Consider the following 16,081-nt stretch of genomic DNA (forward strand, 5'->3'; position numbering starts at 1 on the left):
GTGATCCTGTTTCCCGCGATAGATCTCGTTGCCGGGCAGGTGGTGCGCCTGCGGTGTGGCGAGCGCAGCCAGATGGACGTCTACGCCAGCGACCCCGTCGCCGTGGCGCGCGACTTCGCGCGTGCCGGTGCCCACTGGATCCACGTGGTGGACCTCTCCGCGACCTTCGGGGAGGACGGGCGGGCGCTCGCCGCCAACCGTCGCGCCATCGAGGGCATCTGCGGCGTGGAGGGCATCTCCGTGGACGTGGGCGGAGGCGTGCGCAGCCTTGAGGCCGTGGAGCGCCTCGCCGATCTCGGGGCCAGGCGCATCGCGATGGGCACGGCCCTCGTGCGCGACCGCACGCTGGCGCGCGAGGCGGCGGCCCGCTTTGGGGACCTGCTCGTCGCCGATGTGGCAGCCCAGGGCGGCGTCGTGCGCGTGAATGGCTGGCGCGATGGCACGGGCATCTCTGCGGACGAACTCGTACGCGACTTGGCGGACATGGGCTTTCGGCGCCTCGTGTTCACGGATGTGGCGCGCGATGGCATGCAGGTGGGCGTCGATGCGGCGGCGTATGCGCACGTCGCCGCAGTCGCAGGCTTTCCCGTGGTGGCCTCGGGGGGCATCGCGCGCCTGGACGACATCCGCGCGCTCGCCGCGCTGGGGTCCTCGGCCGTCGAGGGGGCCATCTGTGGGCGTGCCCTGTACGAGGGGAACTTCACGCTCTCCGAGGCTTTGGCCGCGGCGGGCCACAAGGAGGAGACATGCTCACCAAGCGCGTGATACCCTGCCTGGACGTCCGCGACGGACGCGTGGTGAAGGGCGTGAACTTCGTTGACCTGCGCGACGCAGGCGATCCTGTGGAGTTGGCGAGCGCCTATGACCGCGAGGGCGCCGACGAGGTGGTGTTCCTGGACATCACGGCCACCTCTGACGACCGCTCCACCACCATCGACCTCGCCTCCCGTGCGGCGCAGGAGCTGCACATCCCCTACACCGTGGGCGGTGGCTTCCGCGATGTGGCGGGCATGAACCAGATGATCTCCGCAGGCGCCGACAAGGTCTCCGTCAACTCCGCCGCCGTGCGTGATCCGTCGCTCATCAGCGCGGCCGCCGCGGCCTTTGGCAGCCAGGCCGTCATCTGTGCCATCGATGCGCGCCGTGTCGAGGGTGCGGGCGACCGGTGGGAGGTCTACCTCGCTGGCGGTCGCACGCCCACCGGCATCGATGCCGTCGCCTGGGCAGAGGAGGCCTGCCGTCGCGGTGCGGGTGAGATCCTGCTCACGAGCATGGATCGCGATGGCACGAAGGAGGGGTTCGATCTGGCCCTCACGCGTGCGGTGGCCCGTGCGGTGAGCATCCCCGTCATCGCCTCGGGTGGTGTGGGCACGCTCGAGCACTTTGCCGAGGGCGTCATCGTGGGCGAGGCCGATGCGGTACTGGCCGCGAGCGTGTTCCACTTTGGCACGTTCTCGATTCGCCAGGTGAAGGAATACCTGGCGAGCCAGGGCATCCCCGTGCGGCTGGACTTCTAGGAGGGCATATGGAGCAGGTCGCGCTTGACGAGGTGGCGCTCGCGTTCGACGAGCGCGGACTCATCACCGTGGTCGTGCAGCAGGAGGGCACGGGCGAGGTGCTCATGGTGGCATGGGCAAGCGAGGAGGCGCTGCGGCGCACGCTTGCCACGGGCACGAGCTGGTTCTGGAGCCGCAGCCGCCAGGAGCTCTGGAACAAGGGGGCCACCAGCGGCAACGTGCAGCAGGTGAGGCACGTGCTCGTGGACTGCGATGCGGATACGCTCATCTATGTGGTTGACTCCCCGGGTCCCGCCTGCCACACCGGACGGCGCAGCTGCTTCTTCCGTGAGCTCGTTGTGGACGAGGAGGGCTAGGCATGGGCGTACGCACGGCACACGTCGAGAACGGCAGCATCGGAGAGACGCTGGAGTCCCTTGCGGCGACGCTGCATGGCCGCTGGGACCACGATCCCCAGGGGTCATATACCGCCCGCCTCCTCACGGGCGAGGAGGACGAGCTGCTCAAGAAGCTTGCCGAGGAGGCGAGCGAGGTCATCATGGCCTGCAAGGACGATGACCACGACCACATCCGCTACGAGATGGGCGACCTCGTCTACCACCTGCTGGTGACGGCCGAGCGCTGGCACGTCTCCCTGCCCGAGCTGGCCGGCGAGCTCGATGCCCGCATGAGGTAGCGGGCCAGCGCGTGGCGGTGCGTCCGCGGTGACGGGTCCCTCTTCCTGTGGGTGCCAATCGCTACGTGTGGGTGCCTTTCTCTCCCTGTGGGTGCCAATCGCATGGTGTCGTCGCTGTCGACCTGGGACTTTGTCGGCGCCCTTCGGGAGAAAGGCACCCACACGGCTCAATCAGCACCCACATGCAAGCGAAAGGCACCCACACGCTTGCCGTTGCGGCACAGGGATGCCCACAGGATGGGGGTGGACGCCCCTGTCCCATGGCGTCCCCCTCAAGCTCACGTTGAGGGTGAGGGCTCGTCCCGCTCTTCCGCCTGGTTCATGGAAGCGTCACAAGCATATGAGTGTGCAGGTACAGACGATGTACCGGCCGCACCATCCACGTGCCGCTCGTTCCTAAATCCCAGGCAGTCAAGGCTGCGGGGGTATACTGCTCGCACCACATCTGACCCTGTCAACTCCCCACCAAAGGAGGGTAACGTGAAGGGACTATGGTACAAGGCACCGCTTGCCGTGCTCCTCTCGGCAAGCATGGTTCTCACGTCACCGGGCGTCAGCGCCTCCGCAGAGACCTCCGCGGAGCTGCAGACCAAGCTCGATGCGGCCAAGCAGCAGCTCGAGGATTTGAACGACCAGGCCGAGCAGGCCTCCGAGGCGGTCAACGAGACCGAGGCAAAGCTCGAGGACACCAAGAGTCAGATTGAGGACACCAAGGGCAAGATCGACGATGAGCAGGCGGAGCTGGACAAGGTCCAAGGCACCCTCTCCGCACTGGTGGTGAACGACTACAAGGGCGGCAGCGTCAGCATCCTTGACATCGTCGTCAACTCCTCAAGCGTGCAGGACCTCGTGAGCAACATCTTCTATGCCAATAGGGTCTCCGAGAGCCAGCGCAGCTCCATTCAGGATGCCAAGGCCATCCAAAATGAGCTCCAGAACCAGAAGGACCAGCTCGACCAGCAGGAATCCGAGCAGAGCCAACTGCTTGAGTCCCAGAAGTCCCAGCAAGCAGACCTGGAGCAGAAGACCAGGGATGCCCAGGGGTACGTCGACTCCCTGAGCGAGGAGGTGCAGCAGGCCCTCGCCGCCGAGCAGGCCGCCGCCCAGAGGCAGGCCGAGGAGGAGGCCGCCGCCGCAGCCCGGGCTGCTGCCAACAACGGTGGCTCCTACGTTGACGACAGCGCTCCCAATGGCTCAGCGACCGACGAAGGCGGCACCAACACCACCACGAACACCTCGACCCCCGGCAGCAATGGCTCCACCCCCGCACCTCCCAGCAACAGCAACAGCTCCGGGTGGCGCAACACCGTCGTGTCCGCCGCGTACTCCATGGTGGGCGGCACCTACGTCTATGGGGCCTACAGCCCCGGCAGCCGCACATTCGATTGCTCCGGCCTTGTGGCCTACTGCTATGCGCAGGCAGGCTACAACCTGCCGCACTACTCCGAGGCACAGCATTCCTACTGCACCAAGCCCATCTCCCAGGCCCAGCCGGGCGACATCGTCTGGAAGCCTGGCCATGTGGGCATCTACATCGGAGACGGCAAGACCATCGAAGCCAGGGATCCCCAGCTTGGCATCACGTTTGGCACGGTCGGTAGGTTCAGCGCCTGCGGCTCGCCAGCTGCCTAGCCAGGAAACGGGGAGCGTGAATGGCGCAGGAGGATAGCGAGTTCGCCTCGTCGAGCGAGCGGCAGGATGGGAACGCCAAGGCCAGCCAGGTCGGCCGCTCCGCGGCGATGATGAGCGTGCTCGTCATCATCAGCCGTCTGACGGGGTTCTTCCGCACCTGGGGCCAGGCCTATGCCCTGGGTGTCACGGTGACGGCAAGCTGCTACTCGGTGGCCAACAACCTGCCCAACCAGCTTTATGAGCTCGTGGTGGGTGGCATGCTCGTGACGGCGTTCCTGCCCGTCTACCTCTCCGTCAAGAAGCGCCTGGGTACCAAGGGGGCCAGTGACTACACCTCCAACCTCGTGACGCTCGTCCTCGTCATCATGGGCGCGGTCACGGTGCTGGGCCTGGTCTTCGCCTATCAGGTGGTCTTCACGCAGTCGTTCTCGGCAAACAGTGACTTCGACTCCGACCTGGCCGTCTACTTCTTCCGCTTCTTCGTCATCGAGGTCGTGCTGTACTCGCTCGACTCCATCTTCTCGGGCGTCCTCAACGCGGAGCGCGACTACTTCTGGAGCAGTGCCGCCCCCATCTTCAACAACTTCGTGACCACGGCGTCGTTCTTCGCCTACGCCTTCCTGGTGCCCACGAACCCGCGGCTTGCGCTCCTGATCCTTGCGGTGGGCAACCCCCTGGGCGTCCTCGTCCAGGCGACCGTCCAGCTCCCGATGCTGTGCAGGCACGGCATCCACCTGCGCCTGCACATAGACCTACATGATCCGGCCATCAAGGACACGCTCTCCATCGGCATCCCGTCGCTGCTTGTCATGGTCTGCTCGTTCGTGACGGTCTCCGTGCAGACGAGCTCCGCCCTCTCCGTCACGGCGGAGGGTGCCTCCATCTCGTACTATGCGCGCCTGTGGTACACGCTGCCCTACGCCATCCTGGCGGTGCCCATCACCACGGCCATGTTCACGGAGCTCTCCGACGACGTCGCCCGTGGCGACATGGCCTCCTATCGGCATGGCATCACCTCGGGCACCAGCAACATCATGTTCTTCATGGTGCCCTTCGCCCTGTATCTCATTGAGTTCTCCGTCGTCCTCATCACCATCCTGGCGGCGGGAAGGTTCACGCAGCCGCAGATTGTGCTCACGGCGCAGTACCTGTCAGCACTCGCCGTGAGCCTGCCCGTCTATGCCGTCTGCATGTATCTGCAGAAGGTGTGCTCGTCCCTGCGCAGGATGGGGCTCTATGCGGCGGCCAACGTCGTGGCGGCCGTCGTGCAGGTGCTGGCCTGCATCTACCTCACACCGTTCACGGGCCTGTGGATGGTGGCGTTCTCGTCGTTTCTGTACTTCACGGCGGTCGATGTGGTGACGTTCGCGATGCTCAGGCACGAGCTGGGCCATGTGGGGCTCAGGGGCATCGCCGTCTCCACGCTGCGGTCGCTCGTCTTTGGCGCCCTGGGCGTTGCCGCCAGCTATGTGCTGCTCACCTTCACGCCGCTCGCGCATCTGGCGGACACGCCCTCCATCATGCACGCCCTCCTCTCCGTGGTGATCGGTGGCCTCACGGCGCTCTTCGTCACCTATGGGGCGGCAATCCTGTTCAAGGTGCCCGAGACGGCCGCCATCAGGCGCCTGGGCGGCCGCCTGCTGCACCGCTGACGGGACGCCGTCGACATGGCTGGCGCGTGGCACCACGACGAGCTTGGTGATGACGCCCCCTGTCCTGAGCCGGTCCGTGAACCGGTAGGTGGCCGCAGGTGGGATGATGGCATCCGCATCGCCCAGGATGACCTGGATGGGAGGCAGGGACGAGAGGTCCGCCTGCCCGAGGTTGGCAAGTGGGCTCAGGGACGCCGTGCGTGTGGCCTCGGTCATGCCCTGCTCGCCGAGATAGGAGCGTGCCGAGAGGGCCGAGAGGCCTCTGCCGATGGATTGTCGTTGGACGCGAAGCTCTCGAGGTCGACGATGGGGTAACTCACGGAGATGGAAGCGAGGGGGCGAGTGGGTAGCTCGCCGTGTCCGCGGCATCGCCCTGGGCGTCTGCCACCCCATCCACCTGTTCAAACTCCGTCGTGCGCTTGAGGGCGACCTCAAGGGTGAGGTTGCCGCCGGCAGGGTCGCCCACCAGGGACACCCGCGAGCCATCGCCACCAAACTGAGCAGCATGCCGTTGCGTCCACGCGAGCGCCTGGGCGACCTCGCGCTCGTTGACGTCCGCCGTGTGGTGCGTCGCTGGAGAGGTCATAGGCGATGGGCATCATAGAAGGACCCTATGGTTCCCAGGTAGGGGATGGTGGGGACGGCCACGTCCATCACGAGGACGCAGACCAGTGTCGTTGCGGGCGTCAGGAGAACCTTGAGGGCCATATGAGCAGCTGCCTCGACGTCTTCATGCCATCAGGACGTGGGCAGTGTACCCAGCATCCCCCGGTTGCTTCACATGACGGAACGGCACCCCGGGTCACGCATGACTCGGGGTGCCAACAGGTACGCTTGCTTGCCGTTGGTTGCGCCTAGTTGCCCTGCAACCTATGCACGACCTCGGCGAACTCGTCCTCCTTCTGGCGAGGGCTGCGCTTGTCCTCGCCTCTTGACGTCATCATGTTCGCCACCAGGCCACCGACGAGCCCGAAGGCAGACCCTGCCGCGGTGCGTCCCAGAGGGGCAAACTGAAGGCGGTACTTGTTGCCGTTCATCCTGATGACGTTACCGTTGAAGCCCTTGAGCTTTGCCTCCACCTGCATGATGGGCGCATGGTCGAACTCGTTGCCCTTGTTGTCGTACAGGACGAGCGTGGATGCGGCGTCGATGCCCATGAAGCCATTGGTCGCGCGCTGCCTGAGTCCCTGGACGATGTGCATGCCTCCACACCAGAACTGCCAGGTACCCTCGTTTTCGGCCATGATGTTCCTCCCAGGTTCGTTGGTCCTCGGTCAGGGACGGCATCTCGCTCTCGTGAGCCCTGCCACCCCCACATTGCCGCCATGCAGCGCATTCTGAACACCTGGGCCCGCATCTGGAACCCTCCCACAGCCATCGAAACACGGGGGAAATATTTGTGGAGAATGCAACATCTTGCTTGGGGTCGTCTGATGGGTGGCAGCCAGCCTCAGGGGCATGCGGGCCAGTCCCTGCCATCCTGCCTGCAGACCGCTCCTCACGTATGGGCTTGTCTGTGATGGCGCTGACCTGCTCCGCCCGCCTGGTTGTCCGTCGGTTGCGCCCGTGCTAGCATGGCCGCAACCGAAGGGAACCCTCCAATGGCTACGCTGCTCGAGGCACAGGATCTGTCCTTTTCCTATGGCAGGAAGACGGTATGGGAGGGTCTCGGCCTGTCGCTTGTCAGCGGGGAGGTCGTGTCCCTGCGCGGCGTCAACGGTTCGGGGAAGTCGACCCTCCTGCGCTGCCTTGCGGGACAGCTGCGGCCGCGCGAGGGCGAGGTTTGCTTCCTGGGGCGGGCGCTGTTCTCGTTGGAGCAAGAGGATTTGGCCGGCCTCTCCCTGGTGCCGGATGTGCCTGCGCTCTATGATGACCTCACTGGTCACGAGCACCTGGAGCTGGTCGCGCGCGCCAACGGGGACGAGGGGGCGGAGCGGCGTGGGCATGTCCTTGCGGGGAGGTTCCACATGACAGACGCGCTGGGTGCGCTTCCCTCGGCGCTTTCGCGCGGCATGCGCTACAAGCTCGCCCTCACGCTCGTCCTTGCCATGCGTCCGCAGGCGCTTCTGTTGGATGAGCCGTTTGCCCCCATCGATGACGATGCGGCAGGGGTGCTTGGCAGGGAGTTGTCCGCGCTTGCGGAAGCGGGCTCTGCCGTGCTCCTGAGCGTCCATGGGGACGTGCCTGCCTGTTCCCCCACCCGTACGCTTCGGTTGGGCACGGACGGCCTCAGCGAGGAGACGCCCTGATGGACGGCCGTATCGAGGCCACGCTTCGCGTGCGGGCGCGCCATGTGTGCCGCAACCTTGACTGGCTGCTCTGGGTGGCCGGCACGAGCGTTGGTGACTCAAAGAGACTCATGGGCGCAGGATACCTGGCATACATCCTGGCGTTTGGTATCCTATGGGCGCTGTTCTCGTGGGCTGCGCTGGAACACTTCCTTGCGGGACTGCTGGCGCAGGTGCCCGTCTCGCTTGTGCGCGCACCGCTTGCGGTCGTGTTGGTCGCCTGGTGCACGGTGGCGCTCGTTTGCGCGCTGAGGGCGCTTTGGAGGTCTCCCTTCCGCCTGAGTGCGGCAGACGTCTCGTGGCTCTCGGGAAGCAGACCCGCGCTCGCAACCATGGTCTTCTCGGACGTCACCCTCAGGTGCGTGGGCACCTGCCTGGTCGGTGTGCTGGCGGGGCTTCTCGCCACAAGCGGCATGGGGGCCCTCATGCGCAGGGAGGCTGCACTGTCCTCCGCGCTCGCGGGCCTCTGTGCGGCGCTCCTTCCCTGCGTCGTCGCCGAGGCCAGGCTTGCGCGGGGGAGACGGGACGTTTCTGTCGTCGTCGCGCCTGCGTCGGCCGTCGTTGCCGTGTGCGTGATGGGCATCGCCGTGGCGCCACCCTGGGGGTTCGCCAGAGCGACGGTGCCCCTTCTCCTCCTGGCGTGCCTGCTCATCGTGACCCTCGCGCTGCTGGGGCGTAGGGTCTGCATGCCTGCCCTCGCGTGCGAGGCGGTGCTCGGCACGGAGTCCGACGCAAGCAGGTGGCTGCGCCTCACGAACCGCGACAGGTATCGGGAACTGACCAGGGATGCGCGCCTCGCACGGAGGAGATGGCTTCCCACCTTGCCGCTGGGCCATCGTGGCTGGCGGACGCTCGCGTCGCGTGCCGCCCTCGTGCACCTGCGCCGCTTCGAGGGACTGGGGGACATCCTGCTCTATGCGGGTGTCTCCGTGCCCCTGTTGTGCGCGTTGTGCTTGGGGACGCTGGACGGCCAGCTGATGGTTCCCTGCGCGGCGGCGGTGACCCTCAACTATCGCGCGGCGCGCGAGCTCGTGCGCGTCTTCTGCGCGGACGAGGACAACCGCCTCGTGCGTCCGCTCCTGCCCTTTGGGTCCCTGCAGCTCCTCGTGGCGGACTCCCTGCCGGCGTTGTCACTGGCGATTCTGATGTCATGCCTCGTGTGCGCCGTGACGCTAGGATCTCAGGGACTCCAGGCATGTGTCATCGCCGCTCTCCTTGATGTCGCAACGGTCGTGTGCGGCGGGCTCTCACGCGTGGTGCTCCCCGTGGTGTACAGGCGCGTGAGCTTCGAGCTCGCATTCCTTGCGATGGTCGTCGTGGCGTGCCTCGTCTCGCTCACGGGGGCATGGACGTTCGTCGCCGCGGTGCTCGCGGCCCTTGTCCTTGCGGGCGGCGTGGCCATCGCCCTCGGGCGCGATGCCGGCGTGTGAGGGTGATGGCCGCGTTAGGACTTCCCTTGCTTCGCTTGATTGATGATTCTTCCTAAGGATTTTGCAAGCGAGCGGATACGTCGGTACTCACCTTCGGAGCACACAAAGAGCACGTAGGCATCACTATCTATATCCATGTTCGCTATGAGCAGTGACTTCTCTGAAAGTTCAGGGAGGTCGAGGCAAGCGTTTCCCTCCCACCAGTCGGCAAGTCCAACGTCTCCTTGGCCGGATGTACCTACCACCGAGGCAAAGTCTATGCCTTCTGCGGCGGCACGTCGTGTCAAGCCGACAAGGGGCAGGAATTCATCTGCGGGCTGCTTCCAGTCACAAAGGCAGACACACCCATTGCGTTCAAGGATGTCCACCAGCACCATCCAGTGGTCGTGCGCAAAGCGATTTACATCGTTCTCGTCTTCGAGGCCCCAGTCATACAGATGGTCGACATGCACCGTGCCATATGCGTCTGGTTCCTCGAAACTCCCGGAGAACTCGCTCATGGCGTTTGTGTCTCCGCCAGAGATGATGCGGGCGATGCGCAGGTAGGACTTCTTGTCTTCAAGCCAAGCCATATGGGCATGGTCTATTGCCGTGCTCACCTCGTGACAGGTCTCCCAGTCAAACTCCATGCGGAAGATGTCGCGGTCGACGCCAATGACATCTAACACATCCTGATAGTAGGAGGACTCATAGTAGCGATCGACGAAGTCAAGTGTGCTTTGACGAATGTCGCTACGGGCGAGGGTGAAGTCCGTGGTATCGCGGATGTAGTCGATGGGTGAGAGCTCATCTCCACGCACGAGCGCCTGGTTCTCCTCATCCTGGGGATCATCTGCCATTCCGTCGGGCGTCAACGCATCGTGACATATGAGCCAGTAGACAAAGTAGCCTATGAGCAGACCGGCGGAGACCCATACGCGTGCCTCGTCCTTGCTGGTCATGGTATCTATCGTCTTGTGATGCGCCCTACAGTACGCTTGAGCACAGCTGTCATAATGCCATTCGGCCTTGTCGCATTCAAAGTACTTCCAGGCATACCTGTGCACATGAGTGCCGTCGGTAACGGGGGCTGCTGACATGGTTGGCTTTGCCGGCAGCCGTGTCACCTCCTCTCCCTTGCGTTCTCTCGTCACTCGCACCCCGTGTGGGTATGTGTGCATGAGGAACAGGATTGGCATCGATAGGGAAGCGATGAGCATGAAGAATGTGGCAATCTTGCAGGCTTGGTAGACTGTGCCGAGTGGCGTTGGCTTGATCACGCCGTTCATGCCTGCATAGAGTTCGTTCATATAAAGATAGGCAGGAATCTGCTCTCCTGGGAAGTAGTGGGAGGCATGACCCGTATTGCGAAGCTCGTAGTTGCTGCCGTTGTACCTCACGATGACGGTACTGGTGTAATCGTTTATCCAGCAAAATGAGACCTGGGTCTCCTGCGCGCTGACGACAGTGACCGTAACCGTGCGGTAGTCCGAGCTAGAGGGACTTGCTGGGGAATCTAACATAGTGTTCAGGATGATGAGGAGGGCAAGGGCGATCCAGGAAAGGATCCACACCCTCTTGATTCTCCGCAGGGTGCTCTCACTCCGCGCGCGTGCCCTTGCCTTGGCCGTCATGACGAATGTTCCTCTCACTTTTGGTTTCGGCATCATGTGGTAACGGATGAAGCGCGTGCTGGCAAATCTGGGATTCTCTGAGATCTCCTCATGTCATGGCGCGTCCATTGCAATCAGCTGTGGCCCGTCAGGCGGACGTGGAGTCTGTGCGGCCTACATCTTGATGTCCCCGCCGGCCTGGCGGGCCCACTGGTACAGGTTCACGCAGCGGTCGGCCAGGATGTCCAGGGAATCGTACAGGTAAGGCGGGCGCTCGGGCAGGTCCTGGTAGATGACGGAAAGTTCGGTGCAGCCCACCACCACGGCGTCGCACCCGCTCTCGTGGAGCCGTCGGGCGATGCCTAGGAACGCGTCCACGTCATAGGGCGCGTTGGCCTTCACGCAGTCATAGATGAGGTGCATGACGATCGTGCGATCCTCATCGGTGGGGGCCAGGGTCTTGAGGCCCATGCGTTCGAAGTAGCTCTGGAACACGCCCGATTCGATGGTGCCGTCCGTGGCCATGAGGCCTATGGTGGCCCCATGGCTCACCTGTGCCGCGATGTTGTGTGCCGTCTCCTGCATGATGTTGACCACGGGAATGGTGACGGCCTCGACGATGGCGTCATAGAAGTAGTGTGCCGTGTTGCAGGCTATGGCGATGTAGTCCGCCCCGGCATCCTCAAGCCAGCGGGCGACCTTGGCCATCTCGGGCTGTGGGTTGGGCTTGTCGTGGTCGAGGATGTGGGCCGTGCGGTCGGGAATCTGCGGGTCGTTGAAGACGATCATGGGCATCTGCTCCTGGTCGGTCCTCGCAGGGGTCTTCTTGATGAGAGCCTCCATGAAGTAGGCCGTGGCCAGGGGTCCCACGCCGCCTATGATGCCAAGAATGGGCTTGTTCATGCGCCCTCCGCCGTCTGTCTTGTCTGTGGTAGGCGTCCATTCTACCGCCCCTGTCGCGGTCGCGTTGCTACCATGGTTCCGTTTTTGTGGTGACGCCCCGGCCATGTCCCATGTGAGGGCCGGGAGGATGTGGAGGGGTTCCCCGTATGAGACCGGTCGTTTCCCGTGAGGAGGAGCTTCCCATGAGGCTCCAACCCGTGATCCTCGGCGCGGACTTTGCCGCCTACGCCTACATCCGCTGCTTCTGGGACGCCTATCGCGTGAAGCCCATCGAGCTGGGCTCCGATGACATCAAGTCCATCTCGCGCAGCAAGTTCTCCACGTACCGCACCGTCGCGGGGCTGGATCGGGAGGACGTCCTCCTCGAGACGCTCGAGACCCTGGGAAGCCGGCTCGTCGAGGCAGGCAAGCTGCCCTTCCTCGTGGGGTGCGGCGACTTCTACGCCCGCATCGTCTCCAAGAACAAGCCCCTCCTCGAGCAGTGGTACTACGTGCCCTACATCGACTTCGATCTGCTCGACACCATCACGCAGAAGGAGAACTTCTACCGGATCTGCGATGAGGTGGGCATCCCCTATCCCAAGACGCGCTTCCTCGACTGCGCGGACCCTGCCGCCCAGGTGGATGACTCCGGCTTCACGTACCCGCTCGTGGCCAAGCCCTCCAACTCGGCCGCCTACCACTATGCGGAGATTCCCAACAAGAAGAAGGTCTTCTTCGTCAGGGACCGTGCGGAGCTCGAGGCCATCTTCGGGAGCCTCCAGTCATCCGGCTACGACAAGAGCCTCATCGTGCAGGAGCTCATCGGCGGGGACGACACGCAGGAGCGCATCCTCTCCATCTACACCGATGCCAACCAGGATCCCATCTTTGCCGTGGGAGGCCGCGTCGTGCTGCAGGACCACGCCCCCACTGCCATCGGCAACCCCGCCGTCATCATTCCCGAGCGCGACCAGCAGGTGATGGACGATGCCGTCACGTTCATGCGCCGCGTGGGCTATCACGGCATGGCCAACTTCGACGTCAAGTACGATGCCACCGACGGCCGGTTCAAGTTCTTCGAGATCAACACCCGCCCGGGTCGCAGCTCGCTCTTTCCCTACCTCGCGGGCGTCAACTTTGCCAAGGTGCAGGTGGATGACATCGTCCTGCACAAGCACCTGGACTTCGTCGCGGGCGACAGGCCCTTCGCCTATGTGACCGTGCCACCCCAGGTGGTGCGCGACTACGTGAGCGACGAGGCCATCAGGCGGCAGGTGCTTGCCGCCTTCAAGGATGGCACCGCCTGCTTCGCCCTGCACTGGAGCAAGGACTCCCTGTGCCAGAGGTTCTGGGCGAACGTCAACTATTATCACCAGATCGGCAAGTTCAGGCGGTACTTCCAGGCCGACGAGGAGCGTCGCGGCGCGTAGGGCGGGCATCGGTGGGTGTGCCCAGCGGGGTGAGGATGGCCCGCGGCAACTTGCGCTGCGTGCATGCGGGCCTGCAAAAGGGGTAGCCTTACGGGCATGAGCATCAAGGACCCCACAACGCACGTCCCCGACTTCGACCTCGCGGCTCCGCGTCCCGAGGACGGTGGGCTGCCCTCCATTGCCGAGCAGGTGGCGCAGGTGCCCACCGACCCCGGCTGCTACCTGTGGAAGGACGCCAAGGGTGACGTCATCTACGTGGGGAAGGCCAAGAACCTGCGCAGCCGCATGCTGCAGTACGTGAACCTCACGGACGACCGCGCCAAGATACCCCTCATGATGCAGGTGGTGCGCAGCTTCGACTACCTCGTGGTGGGCTCCGAGCACGAGGCCCTCGTGCTGGAGCGCAACCTCATCGAGCAGTACCATCCCTACTTCAACGTGGACTTCAAGGACGACAAGAGCTATCCCTATATCGCCCTCACGATGGGTGACGTGTACCCGGCCATCAAGTACACCCGCGAGCGCCACCGCAAGGGCACGCGCTACTTCGGTCCCTACACCGATGCCCAGGCCGCCCGCGAGACCATCGACACCCTGCGTAAGGCCGTGCCCATCTGCATCGCCACCTGCGCGGAGTGGAAGCGCTGCCGTCGCTACCTCAAGGGCCATCCCACGGATGCGGCCGTCGCCAACATGGTGTTCGCCGACCGCGGCCGCCCCTGCTTCGACTACCATGTGGAGCGTGGCCCCGGTGTGTGCTGTGGTGCCATCAGCACCGTGGACTATGCCAAGCACGTCCGTCAGGTGGAGCAGTTCCTCGCGGGCAGGCGCGCCGCCATCGTGGGCGAGCTCGAGGGCCAGATGCGCGACGCCGCGGCCAACCTGGAGTTCGAGCGGGCCGGACGCATCAAGCGCCGCCTCGAGGTGATCGAGGGTCTCGACGACCACCAGGAGGTCATGTTCTCCTCGGACGTGAGCCTGGACCTCATCGGTTTCTACCGCGAGGAGACCATCAGCTGCGCCTGCGTCTTCGTGGTGCGCGAGGGCCGCACGGTGCGCTCCAGCGAGTTCATCCTCAACAAGGGCGCCGACGTGGACGAGGTGGAGCTCGCCGCGGGCTTCCTCAAGCGCTACTACGACGAGACGGCCGACATCCCCGCCGAGGTGGACGTGGCCCAGGCTCTGCCCGATGCGGAGCTTCTGGGCGAGTGGCTCACGGAGAAGCGCGGCCACATGTGCCACCTGCATGTGCCCCAGCGCGGCGAGAAGGCGCACCTCCTGGACATGGCCAAGCGCAACGCCCACCATGCGCTCAACCGCTACATGGTGCGCACGGGCTACGCCGACGAGCGCACCAACAAGGCCCTGCTCCAGCTGGAGAGTGCCCTGGCGCTCGACCGCCCGCCCCTGCGCATCGAGTGCTTCGACATCTCCACCCTGCACGGCGCCTTCACGGTGGCCTCCATGGTGGTCTTCACCAACGGCCGGCCCGACAAGGGCCAGTATCGCCGCTTCAGGATCAGGACCGACCTGGACGAGGCCAACGACTTCGTGTCCATGAGCGAGGTGCTGGGGCGGCGCTATGGCCCCAAGAACATGGTCGATGCCGAGTTTGCGAAGGCCGCACCCGACCTGTTGGTGGTGGATGGCGGCAAGCCACAGCTCACGGCTGCCATCGAGCAGCTCGAGGCGCTGGGGCTGGACATCCCCTGCTGCGGCCTCGCCAAGTCCGACGAGGAGGTCTTCGTCCCCTGGGACGAGACGCCCGTGGTGCTGCCCACGGGTTCGCCCTCGCTCTACCTCATCAAGCAGGTGCGCGACGAGAGCCACCGCTTTGCCATCACCTTCCACCGTGAGCTGCGCACCAAGGCGCAGAGCGTCTCCATCCTGGATGACGTGCCGGGCGTGGGGGCCAAGCGCAAGCGTACCCTCATGCGCCACTTTGGCTCCATGAGGCGGCTGCGTGCGGCGAGCATGGAGGACATCGCCGAGGTCAAGGGCGTGCCCGAGGCTGTCGCGCGCGAGGTGTACGACACGCTGCGTGCCTGGGACGAGGAGCGCGACGAGGCGGGCAGGCAGGCGCTACGGGAGCAGGCATAGCCTCCGCACCCTTCCGTTTGGTTCGCCTGCCCATGGTTTGGGATGCGTCGGACCGTCCCTGTTGCAGCTCCCGTAGGGAAACGGGGCCCGGCCTCGTCCGTCACCCCCGCGCTGGGCGCCTTTGGGCGGATGGCTCCTTGACAGGATTGGTGCTTACTCATATATATTCCAAATACGGGCGACGCGACCATACCCCATTGGAGCAAGCGCATGGCACGTGAGACGTTGCATATGGAGATGCAGATCGATGGGTGCTCGCGGCGCATGCGGAAGGTCGAGGAGGCGCTCGAGGAGCTGAGGGCCTTTCGCTGGGAGTTGTCACAGTCGCATGAGAACTTCCATCGTTGGGTGGCTCAGACGGATGCCAGTGCCCTGCGCGCCAGCGAGCTCGCGGGCGTTCGCATGGGCGCCCGCTATGCGCAGCGCGTGCACGATGCCTTGCATGACGAGCTCATGCCGGGCATAGGGCACGGCTTTGAGGGCATCGCCTGCGAGGTGGATGGTGCCGAGCGGCGACTTTCTGACGAGCTTGAGAGGCTGCACGCACAGCGGATGGACCTCATGCACGCACTCGATGCGCAGGCACAGGGGAGGCCCCGATGAACCTCAAGGTCTCCGATGCGGAGTTCTCCCTCGCAACCGACCGGATGACCGCTGGTGTCGAGAGTCTGGTCGATATCTCCAGGGACTACGTGGCCATCGTGGAGGAGCTTACGAGCAGGGGCATCAGCTCGGAGCGCTTCTCGCAGGCGACGGCGTCGGTGCTGCCCATCATGAGCGAGTCGGTGGTGGCCCTGCAGGAGGCGATCGGGCCGCTCGTGGAGAGGACGAACGGGTACATCGATGCACTTGATGCCGATGATGCCGACTTCGACTGAG

17 protein-coding genes are annotated in these 16,081 nt (G+C 64.6%); 12 read left to right on the forward strand and 5 right to left on the reverse strand.

The window, feature by feature from the left end:
* The 6 genes from J2S71_RS06420 to murJ all read left to right on the forward strand — a co-directional run bounded on the left by J2S71_RS06420 (position 1) and on the right by murJ (position 5,477).
* Positions 1-765 (forward strand): 1-(5-phosphoribosyl)-5-[(5-phosphoribosylamino)methylideneamino]imidazole-4-carboxamide isomerase, encoded by a 765-nt coding sequence (locus tag J2S71_RS06420; protein WP_021725626.1) that lies wholly within the window; start codon positions 1-3, stop codon positions 763-765.
* Positions 747-1,517, forward strand: coding sequence for an imidazole glycerol phosphate synthase subunit HisF (gene hisF, locus J2S71_RS06425; RefSeq protein ID WP_021725544.1), 771 nt, complete (start codon positions 747-749; stop codon positions 1,515-1,517). The genes J2S71_RS06420 and hisF overlap by 19 nt, the downstream gene beginning before the upstream one ends.
* A gap of 8 nt (positions 1,518-1,525) precedes the next feature.
* Positions 1,526-1,873, forward strand: a complete 348-nt coding sequence (hisI, locus tag J2S71_RS06430) for a phosphoribosyl-AMP cyclohydrolase (protein WP_021725625.1) — start codon at positions 1,526-1,528, stop codon at positions 1,871-1,873.
* 2 nt (positions 1,874-1,875) lie between these two features.
* Positions 1,876-2,193, forward strand: coding sequence for a phosphoribosyl-ATP diphosphatase (gene hisE, locus J2S71_RS06435; RefSeq protein WP_307389876.1), 318 nt, complete (start codon positions 1,876-1,878; stop codon positions 2,191-2,193).
* A 480-nt stretch (positions 2,194-2,673) separates the two neighbouring features.
* Positions 2,674-3,825, forward strand: coding sequence for a coiled-coil domain-containing protein (locus J2S71_RS06440; protein ID WP_021725575.1), 1,152 nt, complete (start codon positions 2,674-2,676; stop codon positions 3,823-3,825).
* Between the two features lie 20 nt (positions 3,826-3,845).
* On the forward strand, positions 3,846-5,477 hold the full coding sequence (gene murJ, locus J2S71_RS06445) for a murein biosynthesis integral membrane protein MurJ (protein ID WP_307389880.1): 1,632 nt from the start codon (positions 3,846-3,848) through the stop codon (positions 5,475-5,477).
* Positions 5,478-5,793: 316 nt separating this feature from the next.
* On the opposite strand, the gene J2S71_RS06450 is transcribed toward murJ, so the two are convergent.
* From J2S71_RS06450 to J2S71_RS06460, 3 genes are all read right to left on the reverse strand, one after another.
* The gene (locus tag J2S71_RS06450) at positions 5,794-6,063 is read right to left on the reverse strand and encodes an alpha/beta hydrolase fold domain-containing protein (protein ID WP_307389884.1); all 270 of its coding nucleotides are present in this window, start codon (positions 6,061-6,063) and stop codon (positions 5,794-5,796) included.
* Positions 6,060-6,185, reverse strand: a complete 126-nt coding sequence (locus J2S71_RS06455; RefSeq protein ID WP_307389887.1) for a hypothetical protein — start codon at positions 6,183-6,185, stop codon at positions 6,060-6,062. The genes J2S71_RS06450 and J2S71_RS06455 overlap by 4 nt, the downstream gene beginning before the upstream one ends.
* Positions 6,186-6,331: 146 nt before the next feature.
* Complete coding sequence (locus J2S71_RS06460; protein ID WP_307389889.1) at positions 6,332-6,721, reverse strand: hypothetical protein; 390 nt, start codon at positions 6,719-6,721, stop codon at positions 6,332-6,334.
* Positions 6,722-7,078: 357 nt separating this feature from the next.
* On the opposite strand from J2S71_RS06460, the gene J2S71_RS06465 reads away from it, so the two are divergent.
* Entirely contained in the window at positions 7,079-7,726 is a 648-nt protein-coding gene (locus J2S71_RS06465) for an ABC transporter ATP-binding protein (protein WP_307389892.1), read from the forward strand.
* The gene (locus J2S71_RS06470) at positions 7,726-9,195 is read left to right on the forward strand and encodes a hypothetical protein (protein WP_307389894.1); all 1,470 of its coding nucleotides are present in this window, start codon (positions 7,726-7,728) and stop codon (positions 9,193-9,195) included. The genes J2S71_RS06465 and J2S71_RS06470 overlap by 1 nt, the downstream gene beginning before the upstream one ends.
* A 14-nt stretch (positions 9,196-9,209) precedes the next feature.
* Here the strand turns inward: J2S71_RS06470 and J2S71_RS06475 are convergent, their stop codons facing one another.
* Both J2S71_RS06475 and cuyB read right to left on the reverse strand, forming a co-directional pair.
* The gene (locus J2S71_RS06475) at positions 9,210-10,808 is read right to left on the reverse strand and encodes a DUF6630 family protein (protein ID WP_307389898.1); all 1,599 of its coding nucleotides are present in this window, start codon (positions 10,806-10,808) and stop codon (positions 9,210-9,212) included.
* A 153-nt stretch (positions 10,809-10,961) separates the two neighbouring features.
* Positions 10,962-11,690 (reverse strand): cysteate racemase, encoded by a 729-nt coding sequence (gene cuyB / locus J2S71_RS06480; RefSeq protein ID WP_307389901.1) that lies wholly within the window; start codon positions 11,688-11,690, stop codon positions 10,962-10,964.
* 182 nt (positions 11,691-11,872) lie between these two features.
* On the opposite strand from cuyB, the gene J2S71_RS06485 reads away from it, so the two are divergent.
* From J2S71_RS06485 to J2S71_RS06500, 4 genes are all read left to right on the forward strand, one after another.
* Entirely contained in the window at positions 11,873-13,102 is a 1,230-nt protein-coding gene (locus J2S71_RS06485) for a carboxylate--amine ligase (protein WP_307389904.1), read from the forward strand.
* Between the two features lie 96 nt (positions 13,103-13,198).
* On the forward strand, positions 13,199-15,202 hold the full coding sequence (gene uvrC, locus J2S71_RS06490; protein WP_307389907.1) for an excinuclease ABC subunit UvrC: 2,004 nt from the start codon (positions 13,199-13,201) through the stop codon (positions 15,200-15,202).
* 210 nt (positions 15,203-15,412) lie between these two features.
* On the forward strand, positions 15,413-15,805 hold the full coding sequence (locus tag J2S71_RS06495; protein ID WP_307389910.1) for a hypothetical protein: 393 nt from the start codon (positions 15,413-15,415) through the stop codon (positions 15,803-15,805).
* Positions 15,802-16,080: a hypothetical protein gene (locus J2S71_RS06500; RefSeq protein ID WP_021725600.1), complete on the forward strand. Its 279-nt coding sequence runs from the start codon at positions 15,802-15,804 to the stop codon at positions 16,078-16,080. The genes J2S71_RS06495 and J2S71_RS06500 overlap by 4 nt, the downstream gene beginning before the upstream one ends.
* Position 16,081: the final 1 nt, after the last annotated feature.

This window comes from Olsenella profusa DSM 13989, assembly GCF_030811115.1.
Lineage (GTDB): Bacteria > Actinomycetota > Coriobacteriia > Coriobacteriales > Atopobiaceae > Olsenella_F > Olsenella_F profusa.